Raw genomic sequence first — 18,238 nt, forward strand, 5'->3', positions numbered from 1 at the left:
GCGCAGCACCGATTTCCGTGCGGGACCGCGGGGATTGTTAAGGGGAAGACGGTTATCTTCCCCTTAACCCGGTCACCAGGCAGCGAGGCCGCATGTTCTGCCAGACGTCCGGTGAACGGAACGCCTCCTGACTGACAAACATCCGCATCAGCCACGGACGCAAAAAAGCCCGCTCTAAGAGCGGGCTTTTAAATTTGGTCGGTGATAGAGGATGACTTCGCCACTGCGTGGCTCGCCCTGCGGGCCGTTGCTAAAGCAACGTTCTCTCGCTGCGCTCGAGTCGAACCTCTGCCCCCGGAGGTTCTCATCCTCATCGGGCCACGGACGTAAAAAAGCCCGCTCTAAGAGCGGGCTTTTCAATTTGGTCGGTGATAGAGGATTCGAACCTCCGACCCCTTCGTCCCGAACGAAGTGCGCTACCAGGCTGCGCCAATCACCGAATGCGGGCGCATCTTACTGCTGAGACCCACACCCGTCAATGCCTTATTATGAAAAAATCACTCAAGCGGCGAGAAACTCATCACTCTTGCGGCTCCTGCACGGCTTTGCTCGCACCGGGCACACGGCACCAGTTGTTATTCTCATTAATCCCGCCGTCCGGCGAGGTGTAGCCGAGACAGCCCATAATGGTATCGTACAGCTCAACGTGACGACGCGGAACCTTCATCGCCGCCTGCTGCTTGAGCCGGGCAAAAGAAGCCGCATGGTCGGGCGCCTCCAGATACTTATCCGACATCCACACCATCATCGGCACGCGGAACTGCTCCGGCGGCGCCATCTTGCGCGGCGTCCCGTGCAGGTGCTCGTGCTCGTTGATCGACTCACCGTGATCGGCGGCATAGAAGACAATCGCTTTCTTATCGCGCAGCTGATCCAGCACGCTAACAATAAAGTGGTCGACATAGCTCACGCTGTTATCGTAGGAGTTAATCAGCTCTGCTTTCGAACATTTGCTGTCCACGCCAACGCACTCCGGCTTCCACTGGGCGAAGCTGCGCGGGTAGCGCTGGGTATAGTTAAAGTGCGAACCCTTGGTATGCAGAATAATCAGGTGCTTGCCGCGGGTGTTCTTCACCATCGAGCGCTTCACCTCATCGATAAGCAGCATGTCATCAACGCTCTTACCGCGGTTACGCGGCTCGGCGCCAATCTGCTCGCGATAGGCAATGGTGTTCGCCATCGTATTGCTGTAGAACCACATCTCGCTCTGCATGGCGTAGAGATCGCCGGTGAAGCCCAGCTGGTGCAGAACGGAAAACACGTTTTGCTCTTTCAGCGTGCGCTGGGGGTTATCTTCCGCCCCGCCTTCGCGAACGAACATGCAGCGCAACGAGAGCTTGGTCGCGGTATCGCAGGAGTAGCCGCGGAAGGCCACGAGATTTTTCTCCTCGGCCAGCTTCGGCGTGGTGTTGCGGCTGTAGCCCAGAATCCCCATGTGATCCCAGCGGGTCGTCTCGCCGATGATAAACACCACGTAAGTATCATCCAGCCCCTGCGGCGCAACGTAGGTGAATTTCTTCGCCGGGTTAATCAGGGAGCCGTTATCGGAGGACTCATCGACCTGCGCCCAGGCGTACAGCCCCAGCGAGGAGAGCCAGTTCGAGGGCAGATAAGAGTTAGCAATCACCCCGCCGTAGCTCGGCATATCCACTTCTGAATTTCGCTCAACGTTCTTCTGGCGAACCTCAAGCAGACGAATCGGTCCCCAGACCATCAGCCCGGCCAGCAGCACAATGGCAATATTCTTCACCCGCTGGCCCGGCGTGCGGATCTGCCGCAGCAGAGTGTCCCGGCAGCGGTTATTCCAGATAAACAGCAGCGGCGGCGCGCTAACCAGCACCAGCCAAAGAATCAAATGCCAGCCGATCACTTCCTGGGAAAGATCGATATCCGTGGTCATCACCGAGGCAATAATACCGTAGCCAATAACCACGTTGAGGAAGGTCATATAGTAGCTGGCGGCGGCGGAGACCAGCACCACCAGCGTGGCTAATATTCGCCATAACCGCCGTCCCGTCAGCGACAGAATACGCAGCAGGAAGAAGGTCACCAGCACGGTCGCAACCAGTTCCACAAGCCCGGAAAGTCCTTTCCAGAAGGTAAATTCCTGAGCATAACCGTCGAAGCGACGGATAAAAACGGCAACGTTCATAAACCAGCCGATGTACAGCGCCAGCCATATACTGAGCGTCTGCTGCGTCATCGTTCTAATATATTTCATGCAAGAAAACCTGGAAAAAGATGAGATACAACCCCCTCACTTACGCGATATAAGCAAGCAGGTTAATAGAGTGCGTTAAGGTTGGTTATGAGAAACCTCTACAAAGCGCGGTAAGTAGACCACAGAGGAAGGGAAAAGTATCAGGAGGGAATGTGATCCAACCAAATATTTACAAAATATCTGGTCGGATTGGCATTATTAGCTTAGTGAATTGATGGCCCGTCGCCGTCAGGCGTGTGCAGCGCGATAAACTTCGTTTTTTGGCTGGCGGATCGTAGTGGAAAGCGCCAGCGAAAGAATCAGCAGCGCGAAGATCACGCAGAAGGTGACGTAGAATCCGCCGAACAGGGACGCAATCAGCGACCCGCAGATGCTGCCGATACCGAAGCCCAGATAAATCACTCCGTAGTTTTTCGCCAGATTGTTCAGGCCGAAGAATTCGCTGATCAGGGACGGGAACACGGTGATCGTACCGCCGAAGTTAAAGGCCACGCAGGCAATCGCGGCAAAGAAGGTCACCGCATTCAGCGGGGCGAACAGCAGCGCCGCCATGCCGACCAGCGAAACAACCTGACCGATAGTGATAACGCGGATGCGGGAAATTTTATCCGACAGGATCCCTAGCACCAGGCGTCCGCTCAGGTTAGCGATAGAGATAATGGTCACCGCATTCGCCGCCGTCGCCACGTCCAGGTGCACCATCCCCTGCGCAATATCCTTCGCCACGCCGATAACGTACAGGCCGCTCATGCAGGCGGTCAGGAACATCACCGCGAGCATCCAGTACTGCGGTTTACGCATCGACTGCGCCAGCGTGAAGTCATTCTCCACCACTCCATTGCGGGTAGTGGCGGTGTGGTTCGGCGCATCTTTCATCAGCGTGGCGCCAAAAACAATCATCACCAGCACAATCGCGCCCCAGATGATAAAGGTCTTCTCCAGCCCGACGGTGGCCAGCAGATGGCTATCAATAAATTTAAACCCGAGGCTGCCGAGGCCGTAGGCGCCGATGGAGAAGGCGGAAATCAGCCCTTTACGCTCGGGGAACCACTTCACGCAGTTGGAGAGCGTCAGCAGATAGCCGGCGCCGTCGGCCAGGCCCACCAGCAGACCGGCGCTCAGCCACAGCATCATCAGGCTGTTGGCGTGGGCGGTGAGGAAAAAGCCGAGCCCGAGCAGCACGCCGGACGCCATCGTCACGCGTTTTACGCCAAAGCGTTCCTGCAGCTTACCGGCGACGGAGGAAGACAGCGCCAGGCCAAGGCTCAGCAGGCCAAAGGAGAACGCCACCTGGCTTACCGGCTCGTCCAGCTTGGCGGAAAGAGAACTATTGAACAAACTCCAGGTATAAACCGATCCCAGCGCGAACTGCGTCACGATCGTGCCGAACAGCGTGAGCCAGCGGGTATATTGAGTAGTGGTAGCGTTCATGGCAGATGTCCTGAAAGATTAACTGCCGCCACAATAGCGAAGTCCCCAGAAGCCCAGGGGAGAAAAGGCATGAAATGCCGTCAGCAGGGAATGAAATGCATAAATGCCGGAATGAATGACATGGCGCAACGGGCGCGCGCTCGACGGCAGGGAATAAGTTAGTGCCTGCTATCTCACCACGCCGCGCCAGTTCTGTGATCGCAACGTTAAAAAGTGGTGCCAAACATGCTACATATGGACGACATAATTCACATTACAGAAGCAAAATAGCCACAGCGTATCCGAGCGGCGCGCCCGGCGATCTTATGCCAGCGGCGGGCGCGCAGATCGCCGGAAACCGTCAGGAAAGAGGGACTAAAAATTGGCGCTGACCCCCATCAGGTACTGATAGTTTGCCCCGGTCGGCAGGTTATCCGCCTGCGAGAGCGCCGCCCATGCCGCGAGGTGCGAATTGAGCGACATATCCGCCCCGAAGGTGACATCCCGCCAGCCGCCGTCCTGGGTACGGGTTGGCCAGGGCAGCTCTGAAGAAAGCGCCTGGTTATAGCTCACCTGCGCCCAGGGATGAATACCCCACAGCTGCTGATAATCCAAGCGCCAGCCGAGCGTATTCACGTAGCTGCTTTCCGCCGTGCGGCGAACGGGAGGCGGCTGTAGATCGCTGCGCAGGCTTGCCACCGGCCCTGAAGTCACGCCGTTGGCTAAGGTAAAGTTCCAGCCCACGCTCATGCCGTGGACGGTATCCGGCGGCGCCAGCGCCTGGTTAAGGGCGAATCCGGCGGCCTCGCCGGTTGAATTGATGCGCTCAGCCAGAATGTCCTCATAGCGCGGTTGGTGATCGCTATCCCACGTATAGCGTTCGGGTGTATTACTTTTTGTATCGATAGCGATATATTCCTGTTGCCAGGCGTTCACCCCACTGACGCACGATACCCACACGGATACGCACGCCGGGAGGAAGTATCCCCACAAGCCATTGCATTTCTTTATTATCATTAAAGCGACTCCATAAAGAGCCAAACCGGAAGTATTGCTGTGTTTTTTATGGGATCTGATACCCCTGTATTTGGGAGTGGTATCCCTGTATTAACTATTATCTTTATCTTTCAGCCGTCAAGGTGAACGCGTAAGTTTTATTGCTAAGGGAGAAAGACATGCAGCGTTGCGGATGGGTTAGCCAGGACCCTCTCTATATTCAGTATCACGATAGCGAATGGGGCGTAGAGCAAAGAGACGCCGGGAAGCTGTTCGAAATGATCTGCCTCGAGGGCCAGCAGGCAGGGCTTTCATGGATTACGGTGCTAAAAAAACGTGAGAACTATCGCCGGGCGTTTCACCAGTTCGACCCGGTTCGCGTCGCCGCGATGGACGAGGCCGACGTCGAGCGTCTGCTGCTGGACGCCGGTATTATTCGCCATCGCGGAAAAATTCAGGCCATTATCGGCAACGCGCGGGCCTTTCTGGCGCTGGAAGAAAAGGGCGACTCCTTCAGCGATTTTGTCTGGTCCTTTGTCGATAACCACCCGCAGATATCGCACGCCGCTACGCTGGCGGAAATCCCAACGACAACCCCCGCCTCCGACGCGCTGTCGAAGGCGCTGAAAAAACTCGGCTTCAAGTTTGTCGGTTCGACTATCTGCTACTCCTTTATGCAGGCCTGCGGGCTGGTGAACGATCACGTCACGGGCTGCTTCTGTTACCCCGGAGGTGCGGATGATCCGCAAGTGGGAAACTAAAGAGATCGGCCCGCTGCTCGCGCTATGGCTGGAAAGCACGATTCACGCGCATCCGTTTATCAAAGAGGCCTACTGGCATGAAAGCGTCGCGGTCGTGCGCGACGTTTACCTTCCCGCCGCCAGTACCTGGGTGTGGGAGGAGGACGGTGAGATAAAAGGCTTTATCAGCGTGCTGGAGTCACGCTTTGTCGGCGCGCTTTTCGTCGCCCCGACGGCGCTGCGCCGGGGGATCGGCCGCGCGCTGGTGGACGAGGTCAAGCGGCACTATGCCTGGCTGAGCCTCGAGGTGTACCAAAAAAACCTACAGGCGGTGAATTTCTACCATGCGCAGGGCTTCCGGATAGAAGACTGCGCATGGCAGGACGATACCCTGCAGCCGACGTGGATTATGCGTTGGCCGGTGGATCAAACGCCGTTAACGTAAGCGCCGGGCCGGCGTATTTCTCCAGCCACGCCAGCGCCGTGTTGCCGGCGCAGCCGTTACCGAGGCGCGAAGTCGGAATATCTTTGGTCAACACGTTCACCGCGCCATTTTTACAGATCCCCGCCTGCGGGTCGATATCAGGCCAGGCGCCCTCGTGCAGGCAGATAACCCCGGGGCGGATCCCCTCCGTCACCACCGCGCCGGCGAGAACCTGGCCGCGCGAATTCCATACCCGCACCAGATCGCCGTCGGCAATCTGCCGCGCCTCGGCATCCAGCGGGTGAATGGTTAACGGCTCGCGGCCGGCAACCGCGTACTGCTCGCGCAGGGCCGTGTGATTCAGCTGGCTGTGCAGGCGATGGGCCGGATGGGCGGAGAGCACCTGCAGCTGGCCCGACTGCGCGTTGCCGTGCCATTCGTCCGGCGCCAGCCACATCGGGTGCGGCGGGCAGTCGGGATAGGCAAAACCGGCAATCGTCGGCGAGTGGATCTCAATTTTTCCGCTCGCCGTTTTCAGCGGATTAGCCTGCGGATCGGCGCGGAAGGCGGCAAAGCGGGCGAAGCGGGCGTTGTCGGGGTTTTCCGGCATCTCAATCAGCTGATTATCCTGCCAGAACTGCTCGAACGGCGGCAGCGTAATCTGCTGGCTCGCGCCGCGCTGGGCCGCGGTGCGGTAGAAGCTTTCCAGCCACTGGATATCGCTTTTCCCCTCGGTAAAGCGCGCCCGCCCGCCCTCTTCCCAGCGCTCGCTGAGATCGGCAAACACCTCAAAGTCATCCCTGGCCTCGTCGCGCGGCGCAACCACGCGCTTCATCGGCACCAGATGCTGGTTGCTGTAATCGCCGGTCATGGTCATATCGTTGCGCTCAAACGAGGTCGTTGCCGGCAGGACGATATCCGCGTGGCGGGCCGCGGCGGTCCAGAAGCACTCCGAAATAACGATAAGCTCCGGCTTCTGCCAGGCGCGGATCAGGCGGTTGGTATCCTGATGATGGGTAAAGTTGGCGCCGCCCGCCCACCAGATAAAGCGAATATCCGGGAAGCATCGGTCCATGCCGTTGTGCTGATAGGGCGCGCCGGGGTTTTCCAGCGCTTCGACAATGCGCGCCACCGGAATTTTTTCCACCGCCTCAATGCCGTCCGCCACGCAGCCCTGCATGGAGGCCAGCACCGCCGCCCGGCGGGTCGGATTGCCGCCGTTAGCAAAATGGTAGGAGAGGCCAAAGCCGCCGCCCTGGGTGCCAATTTGTCCCAGCATCGCGGCCAGGGTGACCAGCATCCAGTGCTTTTGCTCGCCGAACTGCTGACGCTGCATGCCCCAGCCGGACATCAGCATGGTCGTATTTTCGTGGAACAGTTTCGCCAGTTCGCGGATTTTAGCCGCACTTACGCCGCAAATCTCTGCGGCCCACTCGGCGGTTTTCGCCACGCCGTCGCTTTCGCCGGTCAGGTAGCGGGCGAAAATCTCATAGCCGCTGGTATAGCGCGCCAGAAACGCATCATCCTGCCAGCCGTTTTCGACCAGAGTCGAGGCGATCCCGAGCATCATCGCCACGTCCGTTCCCATATGCGGGGCCACCCAGTCGATATCCTCGCCAAAGAAATCAACGGTTTCCGATCGCATAGGATCGATGCAGATCACCCGTTTGCCGCTCTTGCGCAGCCGATCGAACCACGCCACTCCCTGCTCATCGGAGGCATTCCAGGCAATCTTCAGCGTATTCAGCGGATTAGCGCTCCACAGCACCACCACGTCGCTATGTTCCAGCACCATTGGCCAGCTGGTTTGCTGCTGATACACCTCATTTCCGCCCACTACGTACGGCATGATCGCCTGCGCCGCGCCGGTGGAGTAATCCCCGAGGTGGCCGGTATAGCCGCCGGCCAGGCTCATATAGCGCTGCAGCAGCGTCGCCGCTTTATGCAGTACGCCGTTTGAGCGCCAGCCGTAGGAGCCGGCAAAGATCGACGTCGGGCCGTAGCTCTCGCGGATCCGCTGATGCTGGGCATGAATAAGATCCAGCGCCTGCTCCCAGCTCACCCGGACAAACTCATCCTGTCCGCGTACGCCCTGCGGGCTATCCGGCGAGGCCAGAAAGCCTTTTCGCACCATCGGGTAGCGCACGCGGGTCTTGCTATGAACCTGGTCCCGCACGGCGGTTTGCAGAGAGTTTGCGAAGGGGGTTTCCAGCGCGCCGCGGGAGGAGAGGACATTTTCACCGTCGGTTTCAACCAGCATCGGTCCCCAATGGGCCGCGGTGAGGATGGTTTCAGTTGCAGATGAGGTTGGCAAAGCGAGCTCCTGGTCAGCGAATGCAGGTGTTGTGACGGCCTGTTATTCGGCCGTTCAAGGTGACTTACAAATAGAGACGTTATCCGGGGAATTTTCTCCGCATCCGGGCGTCATAATCAACCGTCTGGCGCCCGGAGACAAAGAATAAAATGGATTAAGGAAATAATCGTCGCGTTGAAATCCCCCTTATCCCGCTGCGCGAAGACGCGCTTACCGGGCAAAATGCTTGATATAGCGAATTTTCGCGCTAAGGTGTTCTCCAGATTTCAGCAAAGGAAGCCATCATGGCGAAAGCGGCGCGAGCAACCATTAGCGATGTGGCAAAAGCCGCAAAGACCGGTAAAACCAGCATTTCACGCTACCTCAACGGCGAAAAGCATCTGCTTTCCGATGACCTGCTGGCGCGCATTGAAAAGGCGATTGCCGAACTGAACTATCGCCCCAGCCTGATGGCCCGCGGCCTTAAGCACGGCCGCACCCGCCTAATTGGCCTGATCATCGCCGATATTACCAACCCCTACTCGGTTAACGTGCTGAGCGGCATCGAGGCCGCCTGCCGCGAAAAAGGGTTTACCCTGCTGGTCTGTAACACCAACAACGAACTGGACCAGGAGCTGCATTATCTCGACCTGCTGCGCAGCTATCAGGTTGAGGGGATCGTGGTCAACGCCGTCGGCATGCGCGAAGAGGGGCTCAATCGGCTGCAGCAGTCGGCGCTGCCGATGGTGCTAATCGACCGAAAAATTCCCGATTTTGCCTGCGACGTGGTCGGGCTGGATAACACCCAGGCCGCCACCACCGCCACCGAGCATCTGGTGGAAAAAGGCTTCGAGGCGCTGCTGTTTCTGAGCGAGCCGCTGGGCTCCGTCAACACGCGACGCGAGCGGCTGAGCGCCTTTCGCACCACCCTTCAGCGCCACGCCGGGATCGTCGCGGAAAATGCCGAAGTCCCGCTCAACGACGGCGCGATGCTGGACAGCGTGCTGCGCCAGTTTCACTCCGGCCATCGCGGGATGCGCAAAGCGGTCATCTCCGCCAACGGCGCCCTGACGCTGCAGGTCGCGCGCGCGCTGAAGCGAGTTGACCTGATTTGGGGAAGTGATATCGGCCTGCTCGGGTTTGACGAGCTGGAGTGGGCGGAGCTCGCGGGCGTCGGCATCACCACCCTCAAACAGCCGACGTGGCAAATAGGCTACGCCGCCGTTGAGCAGGTGGTACGCCGCATCGAAGGCAGCCATGAGCCGATCTGTGAGCGGGTATTTTCCGGGGAGCTGATCGTCCGCGGATCGACCTCCCGTTAGCTCTCCTTCGTGATGACGATCATAAATTAGACATCCTCCCCTTCCCTTTGGAACCGGTCCCATCTAGCGTAATAGAGAGATTCGCTACAGAACTACCGGGAGTTTGTCAGATGGCCAGAAAAATCATTGTCGTGACCGCCGCTTATGGCAACGATCGCGTTAGAGAGCTTGGCGGGCAGTCCGCCGTACTGCCGTTCATTGCCGGTTCCGGCGCCGACGGCGTGGAGATCCGCCGCGAGTTATTCAGCCCCGGCGAGCTGACCCGGCTGCCGGCCCTCGCCGCGGAGATTGAAAGCCACGGCCTGCTGGTCTGCTACTCCGCGCCGGAAGCCCTGTTCGCCGCCGACGGGTCGCTTAACCCAAACCTCGCGGCGCTGCTGCAGGAGGCGCAAACCCTCAACGCCTTATGGTTAAAACTCTCCCTCGGCCACTTCATCCATAACCATCAGCTGGAGACCCTGCGCAGCACGCTGCAGGAGAGCGGGATGGCGCTGGTGGTGGAAAATGACCAGACCGATTGCGGCCAGCTGGCGCCAATGCAGCGGTTTAAAGCCATCTGCCGGGTCAATAACCTGCCGGTGACGCTGACCTTTGATATGGGCAACTGGCTGTGGGTCGGCGATTCGCCGGAAGAGGCCGCCCGCCATCTCGCGCCTGCCGTCAGCTATATTCACGTTAAGGCGGCCCAGCCGCATCGCGAGCAGTTCCGCGCCGTTCCGCCCGATGAGGCCGCTCCGCGCTGGCTGGCGCTGCTGGATAACCTGCCCGCCGATGCCCCGCGCGGTATCGAATTTCCGCTGGTCGGCCATGACCTGACGGCCGTTACCCGCCGCTATGTCAATCTGTTACGCGAGGATTAAGCCATGGAAAACAACCTGGATGTCATTACCATCGGCGAAGCGATGGCTATGTTTGTGGCGACCCAAACCGGGGATCTCGCGGAGGTTGAACGCTTTATCAAGCGCGTCGCCGGCGCAGAGCTGAACGTCGCCACCGGCCTGGCTCGCCTGGGGCTGAAGGTCGGCTGGGTCAGCCGCGTCGGCGAGGATAGCTTCGGTCGCTTTGTTCTTAATTCGCTGGCAAAAGAAGGGATTGACGCCCGCGGCGTAACCCAGGACCCGCGCTACGCAACCGGCTTCCAGATGAAATCTAAAGTCGAAAATGGAACCGATCCCATTGTGGAATATTTCCGCAAAGGCTCGGCGGCCAGCCACCTGTCGCCGGATGATTTCCACCCTGATTACTTCGCCAGCGCCCGCCATCTTCACCTGAGCGGCGTGGCCGCCGCGCTGTCGGAGAGTTCGTATGCGCTGCTGGATCGTGCCGCCGGCGCGATGAAGGCTCAGGGAAAAACCATCTCCTTCGACCCCAACCTGCGCCCGGTGCTGTGGAAAAGCGAAGGCGAAATGGTGGAGAAGCTCAACCATCTCGCGTTCCAGGCCGACTGGGTTTTACCCGGCCTGAAGGAGGGGACAATCCTGACGGGTCAGCAAACGCCGGAGGCTATCGCGGACTTCTATCTCAACCGCGGCGTGCGCGCCGTGATTATCAAAACCGGCTCCGACGGCGCCTGGTATAAAACCGCCGCGGGCGAGCAGGGTGCCGTCGCGGCAGTTAAGGTCGATAACGTCGTAGATACCGTCGGCGCGGGCGATGGCTTTGCCGTCGGGGTCATTAGCGCCCTGCTGGAAGGCAAAACCCTGGATCGGGCGGTACGGCGCGGGAACAAAATCGGCTCGCTGGCGATTCAGGTTCAGGGCGACAGCGAAGGATTACCGACGCGCGACGCGCTGGGCGAATAACGTTTAATGCAACGATGGTCGCCACTCTGTACCCTACATACAGCGCGGCATAAGACACCTTCTATCGGTGAGTGTTACCTCACATACAGAGGCAAGCCTATGAACAGCTTAACCAATGCAACAAAACGCTGGTGGTACATCATGCCTATCGTGTTTATCACGTATAGCCTGGCGTATCTCGACCGTGCCAACTTCAGCTTCGCCTCCGCGGCGGGCATTACCGAAGATTTGGGGATCACTAAAGGGGTCTCATCGCTGCTGGGCGCCCTCTTCTTCCTCGGCTACTTCTTCTTCCAGATCCCTGGGGCAATCTATGCTGAACGCCGCAGCGTGCGAAAACTTATTTTTATCTGCCTGATCCTGTGGGGCGCCTGCGCTTCGCTGACCGGCATGGTGCACAATATTCCGGCCCTGGCCGCTATCCGCTTTATTCTCGGCGTCGTCGAAGCCGCGGTGATGCCCGCGATGCTGATTTACATCAGCAACTGGTTTACTAAATCCGAACGCTCGCGTGCCAATACCTTTTTAATCCTCGGTAATCCGGTCACGGTACTGTGGATGTCGGTGGTGTCCGGCTACCTGATTCAGTCCTTTGGCTGGCGCGAGATGTTCATTATTGAAGGCGTGCCGGCGGTGCTCTGGGCCTTCTGCTGGTGGGTGCTGGTAAAAGATAAGCCGTCGCAGGTGAACTGGCTCTCCGGGAGCGAAAAAGCCGCGCTGCAGGAGCAGCTGGAACGCGAGCAGCAGGGTATCAAAGCCGTGCGTAACTACGGCGAGGCCTTCCGCTCACGTAACGTCGTGCTGCTGTGCATGCAGTATTTTGCCTGGAGTATCGGGGTGTACGGCTTCGTGCTGTGGCTGCCGTCCATTATCCGCAGCGGCGGCGAAAACATGGGCATGGTCGAGGTTGGCTGGCTCTCCGCGGTGCCTTACCTGGCGGCAACGATTGCGATGATCGTCGTCTCCTGGGCCTCGGACAAAATGCAAAACCGTAAGCTGTTCGTCTGGCCGCTGCTGCTGATTGGCGGGCTGGCCTTTATCGGCTCCTGGGCGGTCGGCGCAAACCACTTCTGGGCGTCTTATATCCTGCTGGTGATTGCCGGCGCGGCGATGTACGCCCCCTATGGCCCCTTCTTCGCCATCATCCCGGAGATGCTGCCGCGCAACGTAGCGGGCGGCGCGATGGCGCTGATTAACAGCATGGGCGCGCTGGGCTCCTTCTTTGGCTCGTGGTTCGTGGGCTACCTGAACGGTTCGACCGGCAGCCCGTCCGCCTCGTACATTTTCATGGGAGTGGCGCTTTTCGTCGCGGTATGGCTTACTTTAATTGTTAAGCCTGCTAATAATCAAAAACTTCCGCTTGGCGCTCGTCACGCCTGACATCCTAATACTACGGAGATCCGCATGAAGCCGTCCGTTATTCTCTATAAAACGCTTCCCGACGACCTGCAGCAACGTCTGGAAAAACACTTTGCCGTCACCCGGGTGAAAAACCTGAGCGCCGAAACCATCGCGCAGCACGCCGAGGCGTTTGCCCAGGCCGAAGGCCTGCTGGGCTCCAGCGAAAAAGTTGATACCGCGTTACTGGAGAAAATGCCCAACCTTCGTGCGGCCTCAACGGTCTCCGTAGGCTACGACAACTTCGACGTTGCGGCGCTGAATGCGCGCAGGGTCCTGCTGATGCATACGCCCACCGTGCTGACCGAAACCGTTGCCGACACGGTGATGGCGCTGGTACTCAGCGCCTCACGCCGGGTGGTGGAAGTGGCCAATCGCGTGAAGGCGGGTGAGTGGACCAAAAGCATCGGGCCGGACTGGTTCGGCAGCGATGTGCACCACAAAACGCTGGGTATCGTTGGGATGGGGCGCATCGGCATGGCGCTGGCCCAGCGCGCGCACGCCGGCTTCGGAATGCCGATCCTCTATAACGCGCGCAGCCAGCATCCGCAGGCGGAAGAGCGCTTCAACGCCCGCTACTGCGATCTCGATACGCTGCTTGCAGAAGCCGATTTTGTCTGCCTGATCCTGCCGCTGACCGCTGAGACTCATCATCTGTTCAATGCGGAGAAGTTCGCCAAAATGAAGCCATCCGCCATCTTTATTAACGCCGGACGCGGTCCGGTCGTCGATGAGAAAGCGCTGGTTGCCGCATTGCAGAATGGCGAAATCCATGCCGCCGGTCTCGACGTGTTTGAGCAGGAGCCGCTGGCGCAGAACTCCCCGCTGCTCAGCATGCCTAACGTTGTCGCGCTGCCGCATATTGGTTCCGCCACCCATGAAACGCGCTACAACATGGCGGCCTGTGCGGTGGATAATCTGATTGATGCGCTGCAGGGCAACGTCGATAAGAACTGCGTGAACCCGCAGGTAAAATAGGCAGGAAAGGGACATTCTCACCCGGCTGAGCGTCGCGTCAGCCGGGAAGAAACCCGGATGATGGCGCGATAAGCGCCTTCACCGGGCTCGGTCAGCGGCTAGCGCGTCGCGTTAACGGCTGCCGTCCACGCCTGATTGAACGCCTGGTGCTGAGCCGCCAGCGGGCCAATCAATGCGTTGTACTGGCTGGCCTGCTGCGAGGTCGGGAACTGGATCCCGTTTGCCACGAAGCTCACCTGGGTATTTTGCTGGGCAACAAAATCACCCACCTGCACCAGCTGCTGAGTAAAGACCTGCGCCGCAGGGATCAGCGGCTGCAGGGCATTTGCCGGGCCGGTAACCACTTTGTTGTAAACCTGGTCAAAGACCGGCTTGAGATCGTCACCCTGCTTCAGCGCGCTATGCGCACCGTCGGCCTGCATTTTGGCATTTTCCAGCTGCTGGCTCAGTACGCCGAGCGCGCCGTTTGCCTGACGCAGCGGTTCACGCTGGGTGATATAGTCCTGCGGGACGCGAATCGCGTTCACGCTATCTACCACCGGGCGCAGACCCGCATCCATCGCCTGACTTACCTGCTGCGAATAGCCGTAAATCACCGCGTAATCGGACACAAAAGGTCCGAACTGTTTTTTCTGATCGGCGGTCAGCGTCGGCAGACGTTCGCCGCTCCGCATAGCCGTATTTTGCAGGAAGTCGATGAACGCTTTGCGCTGATCGCCTTCTTTATCAAAACACCCACTCAGGCTAACCACCATTAATAAGGCCGCAACAGCCGCAAACCAGCGAGAGCAGGACTTTCCTGTCGCCATTTTTTTACTCCTTTCAGCCAAAAAAAGCGCAAACAGACACACACGTGCCAGACGCTGACAAGGATAGTCCAGGTCAGCCTCGCAGGATACACTTTCCTGACAATCTTCCGCAGGAAATAGCCCGCTGGCGGCGTTTTATCGACAACCGCTACCGTCTGTTAAGCACATCACAATTACCGCCATAACAACAAATCCAAAAATAAGATTCAAGATATTGATTTAATTAAACTTAAATTTCCACCATGGCGTTTAAACCCTCGAAAAGAACGATAATCGCACGCTTCCTGGCCGGAGCGCGTTGCCTGCTGTCGGGTTCAGTGTTTTGATTAATGAGCGATTAACGGCATTGCGTTCGATTATCGCACAAATACGATTAACGACAGCGAGGGAGGCGTGAACAGCCGTTTTCGTCCCCCGCTCTGCCTGCCAGGAATGCCGTATGAATAAGACAACCATCGATATTCAGGCTTTTATCAATGAACATCCGTTCACGAAGTACCAGTGGATGATTCTGGCCTTATGTTTTATCACCGTTGCTATGGACGGTTTCGATACCGCGATAATCGGTTTCATCGCCTCAGACCTCGTGCAGGAGTGGGGCGTAGAAAAATCGGCATTGGGCCCGGTAATGAGCGCTGCGCTGGTCGGCCTGGCGGTGGGCGCCTTGACCGCGGGGCCGCTGGCCGACCGCATTGGCCGCAAGAAGGTCCTGCTGATGTCGATCGCGGTGTTTGGCAGCTTTAGCCTGCTTACCGCTTTTGCTACCAGCCTGAACCAGCTGACGCTGCTGCGTTTTCTCACCGGGCTGGGACTGGGGGCCGCGATGCCGAACGCCGCGACGCTGATGAGCGAATACGCGCCGGAGCGCCGTCGGGCCTTAATGGTCAATCTGATGTTCGTTGGGTTCCCGATGGGATCGTCGCTGGGCGGTTTTCTTTCGGCCTGGATGATCCCGCATTACGGCTGGCAAAGCGTGCTGGTACTGGGCGGCGTGATGCCTCTGCTGCTCGCCGTGGCGCTGATCTTCCTGCTGCCGGAATCGGCGCGCTACATGGTCGTTAAGCGTCAGCCCGCACAGCGTATTGCGGCAATCCTCCGGCGCATTGCGCCGCTGCCGGAAGGGGTGGAGTTTGAGCTCCGTGAGGCCGGCCAGGTCAAAGAGAAATCGGCTCTGGCGGTTATTTTCTCCCCACGCTATATCGTCGGTACCCTGATGCTGTGCCTGACCTACTTTATGGGCCTGCTGATCTTCTATCTGCTGACCAGCTGGCTGCCGCTGCTGATTCGTGAAACCGGCGCCACCATGAGCCAGGCGTCGATTATCACCGCGCTGTTCCCGCTGGGCGGCGGTATTGGCGTGCTGCTCCTCGGCGCGCTGATGGATAGGATCAACCCCAATAAGGTCGTCGCCGTCGGCTGGCTGCTGACCGGTATTTTCGTCTGTCTCGTGGGCTTCTCCACCGGCAGCCTGGTGCTGATGGGGGTGATGGTATTTATCGCCGGCAGCATTATGAACGGCGCGCAGTCTTCTATGCCGGCGCTGGCGGCCGGGTTTTATCCCACTCAGGGCCGCGCCACCGGAGTCGCATGGATGCTGGGGATCGGGCGCTTTGGCGGCATTCTCGGCGCCTTCAGCGGCGTATTCCTGATGCAGGCGCAGCTCTCTTTCACGACTATCTTCAGCCTACTGGCGATCCCGGCGTTTTTATCCGCCCTCGCCCTGCTGGTTAAATACAAAATGAGCCTGCGTCAGCCTGCCCCGGCGCAGGCCGATGCTGAAAATCTGCAGAAAGCCTGACCGCAAGGCCAGCGGGAAGCCGCTGGCCTCGGTTTTTCTCTGGCGTTTACAAATATTTTCCAAAGCCGCGCGTATGATGATTAATCATCGGCTTACCCCTCGTCTCCGCTGGGCTATCCGGCGGTAAACGAAAGCCTGCTGGCATATAATCACCCCCGTTACCGTTCCTGACGCTTTTTTCTGACTATTCTTAATAAGCAGCGACAAACCCTACCCTTTACTGTGCGACAGGAAGGAGTTATCAATGGAATATAAAGATCCAATATTCGAATTACTGAGCAGCCTGGAACAAATTGTTTTCAAAGATCTGCCCCGAACGACCGCCCCAGCCCACAAGCCAACCGCTTTCAGCGAATTCGACCGGCTCCGTAAAGGGACCGGGCTGAAAATTGACGATTTCGCCGATGCCATGGGCGTCAGCGTATCGATGGTTCAGGAGTGGGAGTCAAGACGCATCAAACCCTCTTCGACCGAGCTCAAGTTAATGCGTCTGATCCAGGCAAGCCCAAAGCTTTCAAGGCAGATTCTCGAGTGAAGTTCTATAATGTTATTGGACACTGATTACGGTCCTGGTTTGGGACCGTTTTAATTTCTATAAAAAAAACGTTTGCTATCGCATCTCAAAAATGAGTTAATGCTCGCAGGTTTGATGTACAGACCACAGAGCATTAGTATAGAGTAGTCCTTGAGCGGTTATCCTAGATACCCCGGTAGTGAACTTTCCCTTTATAGCTTCAAATCTGTAGTCCAGACCGTATCGCCGAAAGGTTCATTTATTATTTAAAGGTATTTCGCTATGTCCGGTAAAATGACTGGTATCGTAAAATGGTTCAACGCTGATAAAGGTTTCGGCTTCATTACTCCTGATGACGGTTCTAAAGATGTGTTCGTACACTTCTCCGCTATCATGAACGATGGCTACAAATCTCTGGATGAAGGTCAGAAAGTTTCCTTCACCATCGAAAGCGGCGCTAAAGGCCCGGCAGCTGGCAACGTTACCAGCCTGTAAGCTTAAATAAGCTCAGAATTCAAGATCCCTGCCTCGCGGCGGGGATTTTTTTTATCTGAATATCAGGAAACCGCCACCTCGCATGGCGGTTTTTTTCGTTTTAATACGGCTCAAGCTGCCAGCCGCCGTCTCGCCACGCTAAAGCGTGGGTAAGCTTCAGCCCCTGCAGGAACGCCTCGTCATGCGACACCACCAGCATCGCGCCGGGGAATCCCGCCAGCGCCGCTTCAATGGCCTGGGCAGAGGCTAAATCCAGGTGGTTAGTCGGCTCGTCGAGCAGCAGAAGCTGAGTGGCGTCCCGCCGCCACAGTACGCAGGCCAGCGCCGCCTTCAGCCGTTCCCCGCCGCTCAGGGCCGCCAGCGGCAGATTGATTTTATCCGCCCTCAGCTGCAGCTGGGCAAGCCGGCTGCGCAGCACGCCCTCCTCCAGCGGCGTATCGTCAAGATTAAGGTGCGTTAAAACCGATAGCGACAGGTCCAGCTGCGTCAGGTGCTGATCCAGCCACGCCGCATGAACCGACAGTCGGCACTCTCCGGAAACCGGCTGTTCGAGACCGACCAGCGTTTTCAGTAGCGTGGTTTTTCCACAGCCGTTAGGTCCGCGCAGCGCTACGCGCATTGGCCCATCAAGACGCCAGCTCAGCGGCGCTGCCGCCGAGTGCGCCAGGCGTAGATCCTCCAGCACCAGGACCTGTTTACCGGCGGCGATCTGACTTCCCGGCAGAGTGAACATCACCGATGCCTCATCTTCTACCCGCTCGTGCGCCTGGGCGACGGCGGTATTAAGCGCGCTATTTTGCTCCCGATGCTGCCGCTGGAGCGTTCCGGGGCGCTCCTTCGCCGCGCCTTTGTACTTCACGCGTTCAAACGAGGCAATATTCAGCGTATCGACAACCCGCAGCGTCTGCGCAGATCGCCGCTGGCTGGCATCATGCTCTTTTTGCATTCGCGCCCGGGTGCGGCGGCGTTCGGTCGCGGCATGCTCCAGCGCGGCACGTGCGGCCTGCTGTTCGGCATCCCGCTGCGGCCGTTAGCCGG

The 18,238-nt window shown here is 58.3% G+C and carries 15 protein-coding genes, 1 tRNA gene, 1 other RNA gene and 1 pseudogene; 10 read left to right on the plus strand and 8 right to left on the minus strand.

Annotated features, from left to right (window positions below; translation table 11 throughout):
- Window positions 1–195 precede the first annotated feature (195 nt).
- The 5 genes from PFH44_RS16425 to PFH44_RS16445 form a co-directional block, all read right to left on the minus strand.
- A non-coding RNA gene (locus PFH44_RS16425) (RtT sRNA) lies at window positions 196–329 on the minus strand.
- A gap of 33 nt (window positions 330–362) precedes the next feature.
- Window positions 363–439: transfer RNA gene (locus PFH44_RS16430), tRNA-Pro, on the minus strand.
- 81 nt (window positions 440–520) lie between these two features.
- Entirely contained in the window at window positions 521–2,221 is a 1,701-nt protein-coding gene (gene eptB, locus PFH44_RS16435) for a kdo(2)-lipid A phosphoethanolamine 7''-transferase (RefSeq protein WP_045853914.1), read from the minus strand.
- A 228-nt stretch (window positions 2,222–2,449) separates the two neighbouring features.
- Window positions 2,450–3,652 (minus strand): L-lactate MFS transporter, encoded by a 1,203-nt coding sequence (locus PFH44_RS16440; protein ID WP_283825556.1) that lies wholly within the window; start codon window positions 3,650–3,652, stop codon window positions 2,450–2,452.
- A gap of 354 nt (window positions 3,653–4,006) precedes the next feature.
- Entirely contained in the window at window positions 4,007–4,648 is a 642-nt protein-coding gene (locus PFH44_RS16445) for an autotransporter outer membrane beta-barrel domain-containing protein (protein ID WP_283825557.1), read from the minus strand.
- A 158-nt stretch (window positions 4,649–4,806) separates the two neighbouring features.
- On the opposite strand from PFH44_RS16445, the gene tag reads away from it, so the two are divergent.
- A complete protein-coding gene (gene tag, locus PFH44_RS16450; RefSeq protein ID WP_045853911.1) occupies window positions 4,807–5,388 on the plus strand; it encodes a DNA-3-methyladenine glycosylase I in 582 nt (193 codons plus the stop codon).
- A complete protein-coding gene (locus PFH44_RS16455; RefSeq protein WP_045853910.1) occupies window positions 5,366–5,812 on the plus strand; it encodes an N-acetyltransferase in 447 nt (148 codons plus the stop codon). The genes tag and PFH44_RS16455 overlap by 23 nt, the downstream gene beginning before the upstream one ends.
- On the opposite strand, the gene PFH44_RS16460 is transcribed toward PFH44_RS16455, so the two are convergent.
- Window positions 5,775–8,105: a molybdopterin guanine dinucleotide-containing S/N-oxide reductase gene (locus tag PFH44_RS16460; protein ID WP_283825558.1), complete on the minus strand. Its 2,331-nt coding sequence runs from the start codon at window positions 8,103–8,105 to the stop codon at window positions 5,775–5,777. The genes PFH44_RS16455 and PFH44_RS16460 overlap by 38 nt on opposite strands.
- Window positions 8,106–8,389: 284 nt before the next feature.
- Between PFH44_RS16460 and PFH44_RS16465 the strand changes: the two genes are divergently transcribed.
- The 5 genes from PFH44_RS16465 to ghrB all read left to right on the plus strand — a co-directional run bounded on the left by PFH44_RS16465 (window position 8,390) and on the right by ghrB (window position 13,584).
- Window positions 8,390–9,406: a LacI family DNA-binding transcriptional regulator gene (locus tag PFH44_RS16465; protein ID WP_041143149.1), complete on the plus strand. Its 1,017-nt coding sequence runs from the start codon at window positions 8,390–8,392 to the stop codon at window positions 9,404–9,406.
- 110 nt (window positions 9,407–9,516) lie between these two features.
- The gene (locus PFH44_RS16470; RefSeq protein WP_045853908.1) at window positions 9,517–10,266 is read left to right on the plus strand and encodes a sugar phosphate isomerase/epimerase family protein; all 750 of its coding nucleotides are present in this window, start codon (window positions 9,517–9,519) and stop codon (window positions 10,264–10,266) included.
- A 3-nt stretch (window positions 10,267–10,269) separates the two neighbouring features.
- Window positions 10,270–11,208: a sugar kinase gene (locus PFH44_RS16475; RefSeq protein ID WP_045853907.1), complete on the plus strand. Its 939-nt coding sequence runs from the start codon at window positions 10,270–10,272 to the stop codon at window positions 11,206–11,208.
- Window positions 11,209–11,307: 99 nt separating this feature from the next.
- Complete coding sequence (locus PFH44_RS16480; protein ID WP_283825559.1) at window positions 11,308–12,588, plus strand: MFS transporter; 1,281 nt, start codon at window positions 11,308–11,310, stop codon at window positions 12,586–12,588.
- A gap of 24 nt (window positions 12,589–12,612) precedes the next feature.
- The gene (gene ghrB, locus PFH44_RS16485; protein WP_283825560.1) at window positions 12,613–13,584 is read left to right on the plus strand and encodes a glyoxylate/hydroxypyruvate reductase GhrB; all 972 of its coding nucleotides are present in this window, start codon (window positions 12,613–12,615) and stop codon (window positions 13,582–13,584) included.
- Between the two features lie 98 nt (window positions 13,585–13,682).
- On the opposite strand, the gene PFH44_RS16490 is transcribed toward ghrB, so the two are convergent.
- Window positions 13,683–14,393 carry a DUF3053 domain-containing protein gene (locus PFH44_RS16490; protein WP_041143154.1) on the minus strand — a complete coding sequence of 237 codons (711 nt, stop codon included), beginning with the start codon at window positions 14,391–14,393 and terminating at the stop codon, window positions 13,683–13,685.
- A gap of 439 nt (window positions 14,394–14,832) precedes the next feature.
- Here PFH44_RS16490 and PFH44_RS16495 point away from each other — a divergent pair, with 439 nt between their 5' ends.
- From PFH44_RS16495 to cspE, 3 genes are all read left to right on the plus strand, one after another.
- Window positions 14,833–16,191: an MFS transporter gene (locus tag PFH44_RS16495; protein WP_045853903.1), complete on the plus strand. Its 1,359-nt coding sequence runs from the start codon at window positions 14,833–14,835 to the stop codon at window positions 16,189–16,191.
- Window positions 16,192–16,435: 244 nt separating this feature from the next.
- The gene (locus tag PFH44_RS16500) at window positions 16,436–16,726 is read left to right on the plus strand and encodes an HTH-type transcriptional regulator (protein WP_045853902.1); all 291 of its coding nucleotides are present in this window, start codon (window positions 16,436–16,438) and stop codon (window positions 16,724–16,726) included.
- Window positions 16,727–16,987: 261 nt separating this feature from the next.
- Entirely contained in the window at window positions 16,988–17,200 is a 213-nt protein-coding gene (cspE, locus tag PFH44_RS16505; protein ID WP_004868803.1) for a transcription antiterminator/RNA stability regulator CspE, read from the plus strand.
- A 100-nt stretch (window positions 17,201–17,300) separates the two neighbouring features.
- Here the strand turns inward: cspE and PFH44_RS16510 are convergent.
- Window positions 17,301–18,224, minus strand: a pseudogene (locus tag PFH44_RS16510) (ATP-binding cassette domain-containing protein); the annotation flags it as partial.
- Window positions 18,225–18,238 lie beyond the last annotated feature (14 nt).

The organism is Klebsiella sp. Ech2A, from assembly GCF_030078455.1.
Lineage (GTDB): Bacteria > Pseudomonadota > Gammaproteobacteria > Enterobacterales > Enterobacteriaceae > Klebsiella > Klebsiella terrigena.